12 protein-coding genes and 1 tRNA gene are annotated in these 12,915 nt (G+C 61.1%); 8 read left to right on the plus strand and 5 right to left on the minus strand.

Annotation, left to right across the window (positions count from 1 at the left end; translation table 11 throughout):
* Positions 1-39: 39 nt before the first annotated feature.
* Both BUA38_RS19480 and BUA38_RS19485 read right to left on the minus strand, forming a co-directional pair.
* Positions 40-1,086 (minus strand): aromatic ring-hydroxylating dioxygenase subunit alpha, encoded by a 1,047-nt coding sequence (locus BUA38_RS19480; RefSeq protein WP_072820295.1) that lies wholly within the window; start codon positions 1,084-1,086, stop codon positions 40-42.
* A gap of 279 nt (positions 1,087-1,365) precedes the next feature.
* Positions 1,366-1,650 (minus strand): hypothetical protein, encoded by a 285-nt coding sequence (locus BUA38_RS19485; protein ID WP_244552993.1) that lies wholly within the window; start codon positions 1,648-1,650, stop codon positions 1,366-1,368.
* 372 nt (positions 1,651-2,022) lie between these two features.
* Here BUA38_RS19485 and BUA38_RS19490 point away from each other — a divergent pair, with 372 nt between their 5' ends.
* The 4 genes from BUA38_RS19490 (at position 2,023) to BUA38_RS19510 (ending at position 5,538) form a co-directional block, all read left to right on the plus strand.
* Positions 2,023-3,006, plus strand: a complete 984-nt coding sequence (locus tag BUA38_RS19490; protein WP_072820297.1) for an acyl-CoA desaturase — start codon at positions 2,023-2,025, stop codon at positions 3,004-3,006.
* 351 nt (positions 3,007-3,357) lie between these two features.
* A complete protein-coding gene (locus tag BUA38_RS19500; RefSeq protein ID WP_072820301.1) occupies positions 3,358-4,251 on the plus strand; it encodes a LysR family transcriptional regulator in 894 nt (297 codons plus the stop codon).
* Between the two features lie 100 nt (positions 4,252-4,351).
* Positions 4,352-5,101, plus strand: coding sequence for an SDR family NAD(P)-dependent oxidoreductase (locus BUA38_RS19505; RefSeq protein WP_072820303.1), 750 nt, complete (start codon positions 4,352-4,354; stop codon positions 5,099-5,101).
* A gap of 68 nt (positions 5,102-5,169) precedes the next feature.
* Positions 5,170-5,538: a VOC family protein gene (locus tag BUA38_RS19510; protein ID WP_072820305.1), complete on the plus strand. Its 369-nt coding sequence runs from the start codon at positions 5,170-5,172 to the stop codon at positions 5,536-5,538.
* 258 nt (positions 5,539-5,796) lie between these two features.
* Here BUA38_RS19510 and BUA38_RS19515 read toward each other — a convergent pair.
* Positions 5,797-5,872 (minus strand) — tRNA-Ile (locus tag BUA38_RS19515).
* Between the two features lie 725 nt (positions 5,873-6,597).
* Positions 6,598-7,548: a Bug family tripartite tricarboxylate transporter substrate binding protein gene (locus tag BUA38_RS19520; protein ID WP_244553321.1), complete on the minus strand. Its 951-nt coding sequence runs from the start codon at positions 7,546-7,548 to the stop codon at positions 6,598-6,600.
* 146 nt (positions 7,549-7,694) lie between these two features.
* Between BUA38_RS19520 and BUA38_RS19525 the strand changes: the two genes are divergently transcribed.
* A complete protein-coding gene (locus BUA38_RS19525) occupies positions 7,695-8,669 on the plus strand; it encodes a TAXI family TRAP transporter solute-binding subunit (protein ID WP_072820309.1) in 975 nt (324 codons plus the stop codon).
* Positions 8,670-8,738: 69 nt separating this feature from the next.
* On the opposite strand, the gene BUA38_RS19530 is transcribed toward BUA38_RS19525, so the two are convergent.
* A complete protein-coding gene (locus BUA38_RS19530) occupies positions 8,739-9,935 on the minus strand; it encodes an ABC transporter substrate-binding protein (protein WP_072826250.1) in 1,197 nt (398 codons plus the stop codon).
* Between the two features lie 254 nt (positions 9,936-10,189).
* Between BUA38_RS19530 and mobB the strand changes: the two genes are divergently transcribed.
* The 3 genes from mobB (at position 10,190) to BUA38_RS19545 (ending at position 12,903) form a co-directional block, all read left to right on the plus strand.
* Positions 10,190-10,717 carry a molybdopterin-guanine dinucleotide biosynthesis protein B gene (mobB, locus tag BUA38_RS19535; RefSeq protein ID WP_072820311.1) on the plus strand — a complete coding sequence of 176 codons (528 nt, stop codon included), beginning with the start codon at positions 10,190-10,192 and terminating at the stop codon, positions 10,715-10,717.
* Positions 10,718-10,726: 9 nt separating this feature from the next.
* Positions 10,727-10,996 (plus strand): sulfurtransferase TusA family protein, encoded by a 270-nt coding sequence (locus BUA38_RS19540; RefSeq protein ID WP_072826251.1) that lies wholly within the window; start codon positions 10,727-10,729, stop codon positions 10,994-10,996.
* A 257-nt stretch (positions 10,997-11,253) separates the two neighbouring features.
* A complete protein-coding gene (locus BUA38_RS19545; protein WP_072820313.1) occupies positions 11,254-12,903 on the plus strand; it encodes an OFA family MFS transporter in 1,650 nt (549 codons plus the stop codon).
* The last annotated feature ends 12 nt before the right edge of the window (positions 12,904-12,915 follow it).

Below are 12,915 nucleotides of genomic sequence, written 5' to 3' on the forward strand. Positions count from 1 at the left end.
GATGGATGTCTCCCTCGATGTCTTCATTCGGCGTCAAACTCAAGCTAGCGTAATCACCTCTTCACGGGGAATGCCCCGCTCCTGCGCGATCTTGCGCTCAAGCGCGAGCCGGGCATGGATGCGGGCACCATCCGAGGCGATGTTGATCAGCGGTCGGTCGCCGAGCTTGCGCAACGTCGCGTACTGGGCGACCAGCACATCCTCGTCTTCCTTGAAGGCGTGCTCTATTTCGGTGAACAGCTCTTCCGTCGCCTGCGGCTCGTTCTGACGATGGCCATTGGCAACCGACCACATGAACCAGCTTGTGTGCTCGGTCTCCGGCGTGATGCCGTAGAAGATCCGAAGCCCGAAGCCGCCGTCGCGATCGTCTTTTTCATAGGCGCCTTCGCCGACGTTGCGGGCGCCGGTAAATTGCAGAATGCAGGAAGGCGCGACATATTCGAATTCGCCCCAGCGATCCACCCGGCCCGCGAACTTCACCGCCTTGGCGTAGATGCCCGGCGGCTGACAGTTCAGCATCCAGCGAATGAACTTCACGCCATCTTCGGTCGGCGAGATCTTCATCTCGGCGCGTTCGTAGGCGTCGACGTTGCTCGCCAGCGTCGACTTGTGAACGTAGGCGGCGTGGGTCTGGTCGAGGAGATTGTCGGACAGCAGGAGGTAGTTGCAATCGAGCCGTTCGGTCTTGCACTTGTGCGGCCACCGCGCGTGCCAGGGATAGCTCGGAATGGCGGCCGGGTCCGACAGGCTGGCGTCGCCCATCCAGATCAGGCCGTCGCGCTCGGCAACGGGAAAGCTGCGGACCCTGGCGCTCTTCGGAACGAGAGGCTGGCCTGGTATTTCGACGCAGTTTCCGCTGCGATCGAAGACCATGCCGTGATATTCGCAGCGGATGTTGTTTCCGAAAACCTCGCCACGGGACAGCGGCATGCCCCTGTGGCAACAGCGGTCTTCAAGGGCGACCACCACCTGGCCGTCGGACTGCCGATAAAATACCACCGGCTCTTCGAGCAACGTCCGCGCAAGCGGCTTTGTGCCGATCTCCGTAGCCCAAGCGGCCACGTACCACGCGTTGTAGAGAAACATGACGATCCCCCATTCACGACGCCGTGTCCGAAAATCGTAACATAAATTAGCTTCGTTACAATGCTAATTTTTAGAGCATTAGGCGGTGAGGGGAAATCTCCTGGGATTCGGCGCGTGGCCGATCGCCCGGGCTTGCGGGTTGCTGGTTCCGGCTTGCAGTTCGCTACAACCCCGTCAACCGAAGAGACCATGCCGCAGCAAATCGACGCCGGCGGCACTTGGATGGGATTTGGAGTACGCGGCTCGCTTCTGCGCGCATCGTGTCTGCAATGCGCCTTGCTATCGAAGCCGGTCGATCTTCGCGGCCATATCGGGATAGCGGCTGACACGGTAGGTGGCGTTCTTGCAGGTCAGCACCCAAACCTCGTGATCCGGCTTCGATCGCTTCGTGTCCCGCGTGGCGCGCCGCGCGTCGTCGCATACGACGCCTTGCGTGCGTACCTGGGCCGCCAGCATGTCCTTTGCGGTTTCGGCAGCCGCCGTTGCGATCAGCCCGAAAGGTCCCGATGGCATCGTCGCGAAGATCAAGAGCAGCAAACTTGCGAAATAGCGAGGCAGCGTCATGAGTCACTCCAGGGCGGCAAGGCGGCGCTGAGGCTCCACGCGAGAATAAGGACACGCAAAATACCACGCCGCGCACAAACGGAATACGGCAAAGCGCTTTATGGTCCGGGCTTCCGCGTGGCCGTGCCGCGCACTCCCTCTAATTCACCACCGTCATCGCCCGCGTGCATCGCGCACGGCCGGGCCAGCCGGCAATGCCCGCCATCGAAATTTACGGAAGGTTAACGAGGGGAAAAAAGCTTTCACCCTCAATGTGATCGCGTCTTTTCAGGTCGCGGTTTCGCGCGCGAGAGGCCGTTCAACCCTTGCGAGAAATGACCTGCATCGGTACGGTCGCAGCAGAGTTAATTTTCCGTGAATGGATCAGTTGAAATGACCGCAGTTCGGAGCGTGGAGCCGGAAGAACGTGTCGGAAGCCTGCCGCCAGGCACGATCGTCGGTGGTCCGGTGGTCGAGGCCAAGCTGCGCGAATCCTATGTCGTGTTCGGCATTCTTTACGCCGGTTCGATCGCAGCCGTGCTCTGGACGATCATGCAAGGCATCGGCTGGGTGGAGATTGCGGTCTTCGCCGGCATGTTCTGGCTGACCATGTTCGGGATGGGCGCCGGCATGCATCGCCTGTTCGTGCATCGGAGCTTTCGCTGCGGTCCGGTGATGAGGGCGTTCTTCGCTGCGATCGCCACGATGTCGGTGCAGGGCTCGGTGCTCAAATGGGTCTCCAATCATCGCCGGCACCATCTCTACGCCGACAAGCCCGGTGACGTGCACAGCCCTTTCTATGACGGCCGCGGCAACCGCTATCTCAGCTTCGTCAAGGGCATGTTGCATGCGCAAGGCTCCTGGGTGTTCGACGATGTCGCGACCGACGGCGAATACTACGCCAAGGATATTGTGGCCGACCCGATCGCCATGTTCTTCACGAGAACGCGCTGGGTCTGGTACGGCCTGTCGGCCGTTTTCATTCCGGGCGCCATCGGCTACGCGGTTGGCGGATTCCACACCATGATGGGCTGCGTGCTGTTCGCAGGCCTTCTGCGCGCCTACCTCATGGTGCTCGTCACCTCGCTGGTCAACTCGTTCTGCCATAGCGACGGCCGCTACGGTTACCGTCGCTTCGAGCTCAATGACGGCACGACCAACGAGCTGGTAATCTCGATCCTCACTCTCGGTGAAGGGCTGCACAACAACCATCACCGGTTTCCGCGCGACGCCTATATTTCGCACGCCTGGTACGAAATCGACATCAATGGCCTGATCATTCGCGGGCTTGGGAAACTCGGGCTCGTGCACGACGTTTTCGACGGCGGACGCGCGTCGGCGGAACCGACCGAGCAGACTTCGCAAGCGGTGACCTAAGAATACGGCGAGTCCTTCCGAGGCAGCGAGCCGTCGCTGTCCGACCTCTTTCCGGAGTGATTCGGGATCGTAGAGCCGGACCGCATCGACCTTGTGGATATCGACGGTCTGGCCACAGCGCGCTTTGCTTTGGACAAGTCGGCTTACATCACCGGTGTCGGCGTGGCGAGGGACTGGTATCACAGCGCGGCTTACGAGAACGACCGGCATCGGCACCTCGGCCGGCTACGCGGCTGCGATCGTCGAAAGCGCAAACGTCCCGCGGCTACCTCAATTCCGGAATAGGCTAGCCCGGAATTATGCACGATCTATTCCGCAGCTATGATAGCCTCTCTCCCCGGAGAGAGTCGGATGGATCGGCTCGAAGGCATCAAGATATTCGTGCGCGTCGTCGAAAGCGGGAGCTTTTCGGCGGTCGCGCGCGAGCTTGGGACAGGGCAGCCGGCGATCAGCAAGCAGGTCGCAGCGCTTGAAGAACATCTCGGTGCGCAGCTTCTTGTGCGCACTTCCCGCAGTCTGAGCCTGACCGAGGCCGGACGCGACTTTTACGAATCTGCCGTGCGACTCATCAGCGATTTCGAGGCGGCAGAATCCCGCATCGGTTCGGGACAGGCCTCGCCGTCTGGCGTGGTGCGCGTCAGCGCCGCGCCCGGCTTCTCTCACCGCTATGTCGTGCCGAAACTACCGTCGTTCCGCGCGCGCTTTCCCAAGGTTGTCGTCGAGATGCTGGCCTCCGAGCGGACGAGCAATCTCGTCGAAGAAGGCATCGACCTCGCCATTCGCAATGGCCCCCTTTCGGACTCTAGCCTTGTCGCGCGCAAGATCGGCGAGTCCGCCGTCGTCGCCGTCGCATCCGCGGAGTATCTGGAACGCAGAGGAGAGCCCACGCGCCCCGGCGATATCGACGGCCACGACGGCGTGATTTTCGTCTCACAGAATGGACCGCGACCCTGGACCTTCGCCACTCGCGCCGGAGTGATATCCTATCAGGCGGCGGCATCGTTTCGCAGCAATGACGGCGAAGAGCAACGCGCCGCGGTCCTTGCCGGCCTCGGTATCACGCAGGCGCCCCACTGGCTTTTTGCAGCCGACATACGCGCCGGAACCGTGCGGCGAATCCTGCGCGATTGTGAGCCGGCCAAAATTCCGATCAGCGCCGTGCGACCCGCGTCCCGCCGTCAGCCCAGCAAAGTCGCCGTGTTTGTTGACTTTCTCGCTGAGCTGCTCGCTGACGAGGAAACCTGATCTATTCCCCAATGGGATCGATGCTATCCGAACTGAACGTCTAATGCCCGCTTCGTCGAATTAGTAGGTTTGCATCGCCGACAATGAATGAGGTGATGCCATGAAACGGCTCGACAATAAGGTTGCGATAGTGACAGGCGCTTCAAAAGGAATCGGAGCGGGCATTGCAAAAGCCTTCGGCGCGGAAGGTGCGGCGGTGGTTGTGAACTATGCGCGCGATCATGAAGGCGCGGAACGGGTGGTGCGCGAAATCGCCGGCAAAGGTGGGCGCGCCATCGCCGTGCAAGGCGACGTGGCGCAGAGGTCCGACGCGCAACGCCTCGTCGCGGAGGCGAAAAAAGCCTTCGGCCGCCTGGATGTCCTTGTGAATAACGCGGGCGTCTTCTCGTTCGCACCCTTCGAGCAGTTCAGCGAGCAGGAGTTTCACCGTCAGTTCAACACGAATGTGCTTGGCACGTTCCTCATGATCGAAGCCGCTTTGCCGGCGTTCGGTGCGGAAGGCGGCGGCATTATCAACATCGGATCGACGGAGAGTGTCGCTGCCGACCCGACCCTTTCGATCTACGTGGCGTCAAAGAGCGCCGTCGATGGCTTGACGCGCGTGCTCTCAAAAGAGTTCGGCCCCAGGAAAATCCGCGTTAACGCTCTCAGTCCCGGTGGAACCCAAACGGAGGGTGCGCACGCGGCGGGCGTCATGGGCCCGGAGTTCAAAAAGCAGGTGATCGCCAGTACGCCGCTGGGCCGCTTGGGCCAACCCGAGGACATCGCGCGCGTGGCCGTATTTCTTGCCTCGGATGATGCGGGCTGGCTCACGGGAGAAATCATCTTCGCGAACGGCGGCAACAAGTAAAACGACTTCAGGAGAATAGCTTGCGCGGATCCGCGGGGCTGTAACAGTGAAACGAAAGGAGGAAGGTCATGATTGACCATATCTATCTCCCCGTCTCTGACCTGAAGCGGTCGAGTGAACTCTATAAGAAGATGCTTGAGCCGCTTGGCATCGACATGCCCTACAAGTTCGATCGACTTCTCGGTTTCGCTATCAATGGCGAGCCGGGTTTCTGGCTGAAGAATGGCGAAGTCGCCAAGGACCTTTACGTCGCATTCACCGCCAAGAGCGCGGACGCTGTCAGGGCCAGCTACAAGGCGGCGATAGACGCGGGAGCTACTTCAATCAAGGAACCGAGCCTTCGGCCCGAATGGCGTGCCGACTACTTCGCGGCAAACATCGGCGACCCGGACGGATACAACATCGAGATTGCCTATAAGCCTTGGCTCTACAAATAAGCGGTACGAGCCATCTACCCATCTGAGGCCAGCCGGCCAGACGCCACTGGGCGTACGGGTGGCCGACGATAAAGAGCTTCTTGCCGCCGATGTTGTCTTCGTCGCGACGCCGCCGGCCGCGCTTGACGACGTGGCGGCTGCGCTGAAGGGTTAAGCGACTTCATGAACGGTACGACATTTCGTATTGACGGCGGCGGTACGCTGACGGTCTGATTTTCACTTCAATAAGGGCCGAGTTTGTGATGTACATTCCAGCAATGGTGGGCCCGGCAGGACTCGAACCTGCAACCAGACCGTTATGAGCGGCCGGCTCTAACCATTGAGCTACAGGCCCCCGCGAATGCCGACAACGGCCAAGCGGTTGCGGGAGATGGATTACCTTGCGTCGGGCGATCCGGCAATGCCGGGGACCTGTAATTTGCAATTTCGGATTTTCAGAAATTTGCCTTGACCGCGGGATAGAAACAGGAATATGCCGATTTGTATCCCGCGCCTCTCCAGAGGGGCGTTTCGCGATCGTCACGAACGTTGGGCGCGGGATGCGATGGACGCTCTTCGCGCCGCCGGACGACTGGCGCTTGGGGCGGACGGCGAAGTCGTGTGGTCCTGATGTCTCGACGCTGACATCTGGCGATAATGCTTAAGCATTACGCCTGCGGCGACAAAAAGCCCGATCACCGGGGAGAGCACGAAGGAAACCGTAACACCATCGCGCGGGGAATGCTGGAATCGTTCGGCAACCCTGTGGTGGCTAACTCGTGTGCTTTCTACTTTCGCACGCGAGGCTGCGGGGTGTTCGAGCCCCCGGCATTCCCCGCGCCCTCTCGTGAGAGGGCGGAAATTCTTGCAAGACTCGGGCGTCAAGCGTCGCGGGAAGGTGAGGGTGTGTCTGGCGACTATTTCCACGTCGTCCCGGCGAACGCCGGACCCATAACCACAGGGGTGAGTGATGGAGCGAAAGCCGTCGACCAATGTCTTTCAAAACAAACGCCGCGGCGTATGGGTCCCGGCGTTCGCCGGGACGACGGAAGCGGTATACGCAAGGCAATGACGGCAACCTCAATCCACCGACACGCCGGCAAATTCGACCACCTTGCGCCATTTCTCGGTTTCAACCTCAATGAGTTTTCCGAATTCGGCAGGGGTCATCGGCTTCGGAATGCCGCCGAGCATCGCCAGTCGCTCGACGAGTTTCGGATCCTTGAGCGCTTCGGCAACCGCCTTGTTGAGGATCTCCACCACTTCCGGCGGCGTGCCCTTGGGCGCGGAGATGCCATAGAAGCCGACCGATTCGAATCCCGGCACGGTCTCGGCGATCGCGGGCACATCGGGCAGGCCCGGCCAGCGTTGCGGCGAGGTAACGCCGAGCGCGCGCACGGTGCCGGCGCGCGATTGCTCGAGGCCAGAGGGCATGTTGTCGAAGATCAGCTGCACCTTGTTGGAGATGATGTCGGGGAAGGCGATCGCCGATCCGCGATAGGGAACGTGCAGCATGTTGCAGCCGGTCATCGCCTTGAACAATTCGCCCGACATATGCACCGAGGTGCCGAGGCCCGACGACGCATAGGAAACCTTGCCCGGATTGGCCTTGCAGTAGTCGATGAATTCCTGGACGTTCTTCACCGGCATCGCGTTGGAGACGACGAGCATGTTGGTCAACTGCATGATGCTCGCGACCGGCACGGTGTCGCGGATGAAATCATAATTGAGGTGCTTGTAGAGCGAGGTCGCGATCGCGTTGTTGGGTGCGACGAACAGAAGCGTGTAGCCATCCGGCGTGGAGTTGATGGCGGTTGCGGCCGCAATGCTGCCGCCGGAGCCGGCGCGGTTCTCGACCACGAATTGCTGTCCGAGACGTTCCGACAGCCATTGCGCCATGATGCGCGCCACGACGTCGACCGGGCCGCCGGCGGCAAAGCCGATCAGCCAGTGCACGGGCCGGTTCGGATAATCGGCGGCCAATGTCGGCCGCGCGCCAGCCAGGCCCAAAACAGCGATGGTGGCAATCATCGCTGCGCGCAAAGCTTTCATGACGGCCGCTCCATTCAAACGCCGGGTAAGCTATGCTTTCATACAAAGCGGGACTTGCCTATGGTGCCCCGCTCGGGACCTTTTGTCTCATTCGGGCTTGGCTGAAATGTGAAGGGGTTTTACCGATGGTCATCAGGTGTGCGATCGGAGTGGCCTTCGCGCTGCTTCTGGCAGGTAGCGTTGCAGCGCAAGAAGGAGACAAGACTGTGCCGAAACTGACCGTGGTTCTTGCAACCGCAACGCAGGGCGGCGGCTTTCCGCTCTACGGCAACGCCTTTGCGGAAGTCATGATGCAGGCCGATCCGACGCTCGTGGTCGAGACCCGCAACACCATGGGGTCCAGCGAAAACATTCCCTCGCTCGAACAGAACAAGTTCGATCTCGGGCTGGTGGCCGGGGAATCCTTCAACCAGGCGCGGGAAGGCGTCGGAGGCAAGCCTCCGATCAAGCTGAAGATCCTGACCGCGATCTACGGCACCGCCGGTATGTTCGCGGTACGCGCCGACAGCAAGTATCACACGATTCAAGATCTCGTCGGCAAGCCCATTGCTTTTGGTGCGAAGGGCTCGGGCATTCCGATCCTGTCGCGCTACATGCTGGACGGGATCGGGTTGAAGCAGGACGAAGACTTCAAGGCCTTCCTGCTCGATCACGCCAAGGAGGGTCCGGAGATGGTGCTCGACGGACGGGCGGAAGCGATCTGGGGGGCGGGCATCGGCTATCCCGGCTTCATGGAGCTTGCGAAGAGCGCGCCGGGCGTCCGCTTCATCGCGCCGACGGCCGACGAGATCGCGCGGATGACCGCCAAGCATCCGTTCCTCAAGCCCATGACGATTCCGGCCGGCAGCTATCCGACGCAGAACGCTGACATCAAATCGCTGGGGTCGTGGAGTTTCATCCTGACCAAGACCGATCTGCCCGATGATGTTGCCTACCGGCTGGCGCGCACGTTGCACGGCGCTGAAGGCGCGTTCTGCAAGCGCTTGGCGCAGGCCTGCGAAACCACGGCGGTGAATACGGTGGCAGCCGTGCCGGATATTGCGCTCATTCATCCCGGCGTGATGAAATATTTCCGCGAGATCGGCGTGGTGAAACAGTGAGAGAAGTATCGTGCCCCGGATCTGCGTCGCTTCATTGCATGCCGCGACGCGTCCGGGACATGAGTACCGTCACTTCTTCACCATCGCACACGCGGGATCCGGCGGGCCGAAGGCGTCCTCGCCGGAGATCGTCGTCAGCACATTATAATAGTCCCACGCGTATTTTGACTCGTCCGGCGTCTTGACCTGCACCAGCATCAGATCGTGAACCATCAGGTTATCTTCGCGCAGGCGTCCGTTGCGGGCGAAGAAATCCTCGATCGGTTTTTCGCGCATCTTCGCCGTCACCGCGAGCGGCTCGTCGGTTCCGCTGGCTTCGATCGCCTTGAGATAGTTCGTCACGGCCGAATAGACGCCGGCCTGCCACATTGTCGGCATCTGGCCCACTTTGGCGAAATAGCGCCTCGACCAGTCGCGCGTCTTGTCGTCCATGTCCCAGTAGAACGACGTCGTCAGCAACAGGCCCTGGGCTGCCGGAAGACCAAGCGCGTGAATGTCGGTGATCAGCGCCAACAGCCCGGCCATCTGCTGGCCGCCCTTGAAGATGCCGAACTCGCCGGCAGATTTAATCTCATTGATGTTGTTCGGCGGGCCCGCGGCGATCCCGATGATCTTTGCCTTCGACGCCTGCGCCTGCAGGATAAAGGACGAGACGTCCGCCGTGGCAAAGGGCAAACGAACCGAGCCGAGCACCTTGCCGTGGTTCCTGGCGATGACGGCGGATGCCTCCTTTTCCAGCGAATGACCAAACGCAAAATCATCGGTCAGGAAGAACCAGCTGTCGCCGCCGCGCTTGACCACTTCCTGCGCGGTGCCGGTCGCGAGCGCCCGGGTATCGAACACCCACTGGATCGCATAGGGCGAACAGTATTTGCCGTGAAAATCCGAGGTGCCGGTCGACTGCGTCATGAACAGCCGGTGCTTGTCGTTGGCGACGTTCTGTACGGCGAGCCCGACCGCCGAGACCGGCACGTCCACGATCAGGTCCACCTGTTCGACGTCATACCAGCGTCGCGCCAGTGTCGCGCCGATATCGGGCTTGTTCTGGTGATCGCCGGATACGAGCAGGATCGGCTTTCCCGCGACCAGCTTGCCGAAATCGTCGATCGCCATTTGGGCCGCGGTGAGCGAGCCCTTGCCGGTTGCGGTGGAGGCCGGGCCGTTCATGTCGGTGAGCACGCCGATCTTGACGACGTTGTCGGAGATTTGCGCCGATGCGGGAGCCGCGACCATAAGCGCCGCGGCGAAAGCCAGACCTGGCATCATCCTTCCGCTGACCATCGCATTCTCCCTTCACGCGGCGCATCGGCCAAAGTCCGGGCCGGCATCATGTACGCATTCATTCGACATTCGGCCACTGCCGTCAACGCGGGGAGGCCGCATCCGGCGCCCCCCCGCCGCGGCTTGCGCGTGGCCGTTGCATTGCCGATCTTTATCCTATCGGGACGTAGCATGACATTCGCCGGCAGCCGAGCTAAGGACAGACGGCCGGCCCAAAGGTAGGCAGCGGAGGTTGATGGATGAAAGTGATCGGAGTGGCCGGCTGGAGCGGCGCGGGGAAGACGACGCTGATTTCGCGCGTCATTCCATATCTGCGCGAGCGAGGCCTGCGCGTTTCCGTGATCAAGCATGCCCATCACGAATTCGATGTCGACGTGCCGGGCAAGGATTCCTGGGTCCATCGGCAATCCGGCGCGGAGGAGGTGCTGGTGTCATCAGCCAACCGTTGGGCCTTGATGCACGAGCTGCGCGGCGCGGCCGAGCCGTCCTTGCCGGAACTGCTCAAGAAGATGTCGCTGGTAGACCTTCTGATTGTCGAAGGTTTCAAGTCCGAGCCGTATCGCAAGATCGAGGTGCATCGAAAGGACAGCGGCAAGCCGCCGTTATTCCCCGATGATCCCGCCATCGCCTGCATCGCGACGGATGCCGAGATCGAGACCGCGCTTCCGGTGGCCCATCTCGATGACATTCCGGCGGTGGCCGCGATGATGCACAAATATGCGCTTCCACTCGAAGACGTGTTGGCCGCACGCGCCAACGATGCCTAAATGTTGCGCATGATCCCGGCGAAGCTCGATCTCACCGGCCTGAAGTGCCCACTGCCCGCGCTGATGACGGCGAAAGCGTTGAAGAAGCTTGCGCCGGGGCAGTTGCTGGAGGTTCATTGCACCGATCCGCTTTCGGTGATCGATATTCCGAGCCTCGTTCACAAGACCGGCGGCCAGGTCGAGATCACCGAACGAACGGAACAACGGATTATTTTCGTGATCGAAAAGGCGAATGGCTCGATTGAAGAAGCCAATGCTGCCGCGGACGACAACGCTTAGGCCGGTCGAGACAATTGACCGCACCCCTCTGTGCGCCGGGCGGGCGGTCGGTGATAACCAACTCTACCATTTGCCTATCGACATAAGGCGGAGCTTCTGTCCCAATTCTTTTGGAACACGCGCTGGGCGGGGACGGCGCAGCGGGAAATTGTGCAAAGCAACAAAGCAGAGCTTCGCAACCCATCGGGAATTTTGGCTATAGATAGCGGTTAAACGCACAGACATGCCCGGCACGGGCGGCTGTAGGGGAGGATTGGATGACGACGATCAGCAGCACGGGGACTGTGCAGGGCAATGGTACGGGAATTCTCGACCGCGCGCACACGATCGCAAAGCCCGGCTTCAATCGCTGGATGGTGCCGCCGGCAGCGCTCTGCATTCATCTGTGCATCGGCATGGCCTACGGCTTTTCGGTGTTCTGGCTGCCGCTGTCGCGCGCGATCGGCCTGACCGCGCCGAAAGCGTGCCCTGATATTTCGCTGTGGCAGGAACTCTTCACCACCACCTGCGACTGGAAGGTGGCGAGCCTCGGCTGGATGTACACGCTGTTCTTCGTCGTGCTTGGCGTCTCGGCGGCAATCTGGGGTGGCTGGCTTGAACGCGCAGGTCCGCGCAAGGCGGGTGTCGTCGCGGCCTGCTGCTGGGGCGGCGGACTCCTCCTTGGCGCGCTTGGCATTTACGTCCACCAGCTCTGGATCATGTGGCTCGGCTCCGGCGTCATCGGCGGCATCGGCCTCGGTCTCGGCTACATCTCCCCGGTCTCTACACTTGTCAAATGGTTCCCCGACCGACGCGGCATGGCGACCGGCATGGCCATCATGGGTTTCGGCGGCGGCGCGATGATCGGCTTGCCGCTCGCCGACAAGCTAATGAACTACTTCAAGACGCCGACCTCGGTCGGCGCGTGGGAAACGTTTATCACCATGGGCGTCATCTACTTCGTCTTCATGATGATTGGCGCATTCTCCTACCGCGTCGTGCCGGACGGCTGGAAGCCCGATGGCTGGACGGCGCCAAGCGAAAACAAGACGATGATCTCGCAGCACAACGTTCATCTCGACAACGCGCACAGGACGCCGCAATTCTGGCTGATCTGGTGGGTGCTCTGTCTGAACGTGTCGGCGGGCATCGGCGTGATCGGCCAGGCGGTTCCAATGTTGCAGGAAATTTTCGCCGGCAATCTGATCGGTCTGCCCGGCGTGAAGTTCAACGCGCTTAGCGTCGAACAGAAGGCGGCGATTGCGACGATCGCAGCCGGTTTCGGAGGGCTGTTGTCGTTGTTCAACATCGGCGGCCGCTTCTTCTGGGCGTCGTTTTCCGACTATATCGGCCGCAAGAACACCTACTATACGTTCTTTATCCTCGGTATCGTGCTCTATGCACTGGCGCCGACCTTTGCAGCCACCGGCTCGAAGCTTCTGTTCGTGCTCGGCTTCGGCATCATCCTGTCGATGTATGGCGGCGGCTTCGCGACCGTGCCGGCCTATCTCGCCGATATGTTCGGTACGCAGTTCGTCGGCGCCATTCACGGTCGCTTGCTGACGGCGTGGTCGACGGCCGGCATCATCGGCCCGGTGGTGGTGAACTATATCCGCGAGTTTCAGCTCCAGGCGGGCGTGCCGCGCGATCAAGTCTACAACATCACCATGTACATCCTTTGTGCGATGCTGGTGGCGGGCCTGATCTGCAACTATCTGGTCAAGCCTGTGGACCCCAAGTGGCACATGAGCGACGATGAGGTCGCGAAGGCCCAGGCTGGCAAGAGCGCCGGTGGGGTTCAAAGCGGCTCGTTCGGTATCGGCAAGGGCGGGCTTGACACCAAGGCAGGGTTGTTCTGGCTGTTCGTCGGTATTCCGCTGGCCTGGGGCGTCTACAAGACGCTGGAAAGCGCGGCCAAGATCTTCTGATCGTGGTTTGGC

Origin of the sequence: Bradyrhizobium erythrophlei (assembly GCF_900142985.1) — a bacterium.
GTDB lineage: Bacteria > Pseudomonadota > Alphaproteobacteria > Rhizobiales > Xanthobacteraceae > Bradyrhizobium > Bradyrhizobium erythrophlei_B.

Bases quoted from the DNA above. Each gene is read 5' to 3' on its own strand.
- BUA38_RS19480 (WP_072820295.1), bottom strand. From the start codon at position 1,086: ATGTTTCTCTACAACGCGTGGTACGTGGCCGCTTGGGCTACGGAGATC.
- BUA38_RS19485 (WP_244552993.1), bottom strand. From the start codon at position 1,650: ATGACGCTGCCTCGCTATTTCGCAAGTTTGCTGCTCTTGATCTTCGCG.
- BUA38_RS19490 (WP_072820297.1), top strand. From the start codon at position 2,023: ATGACCGCAGTTCGGAGCGTGGAGCCGGAAGAACGTGTCGGAAGCCTG.
- BUA38_RS19500 (WP_072820301.1), top strand. From the start codon at position 3,358: ATGGATCGGCTCGAAGGCATCAAGATATTCGTGCGCGTCGTCGAAAGC.
- BUA38_RS19505 (WP_072820303.1), top strand. From the start codon at position 4,352: ATGAAACGGCTCGACAATAAGGTTGCGATAGTGACAGGCGCTTCAAAA.
- BUA38_RS19510 (WP_072820305.1), top strand. From the start codon at position 5,170: ATGATTGACCATATCTATCTCCCCGTCTCTGACCTGAAGCGGTCGAGT.
- BUA38_RS19520 (WP_244553321.1), bottom strand. From the start codon at position 7,548: ATGATTGCCACCATCGCTGTTTTGGGCCTGGCTGGCGCGCGGCCGACA.
- BUA38_RS19525 (WP_072820309.1), top strand. From the start codon at position 7,695: ATGGTCATCAGGTGTGCGATCGGAGTGGCCTTCGCGCTGCTTCTGGCA.
- BUA38_RS19530 (WP_072826250.1), bottom strand. From the start codon at position 9,935: ATGATGCCAGGTCTGGCTTTCGCCGCGGCGCTTATGGTCGCGGCTCCC.
- mobB (WP_072820311.1), top strand. From the start codon at position 10,190: ATGAAAGTGATCGGAGTGGCCGGCTGGAGCGGCGCGGGGAAGACGACG.
- BUA38_RS19540 (WP_072826251.1), top strand. From the start codon at position 10,727: ATGATCCCGGCGAAGCTCGATCTCACCGGCCTGAAGTGCCCACTGCCC.
- BUA38_RS19545 (WP_072820313.1), top strand. From the start codon at position 11,254: ATGACGACGATCAGCAGCACGGGGACTGTGCAGGGCAATGGTACGGGA.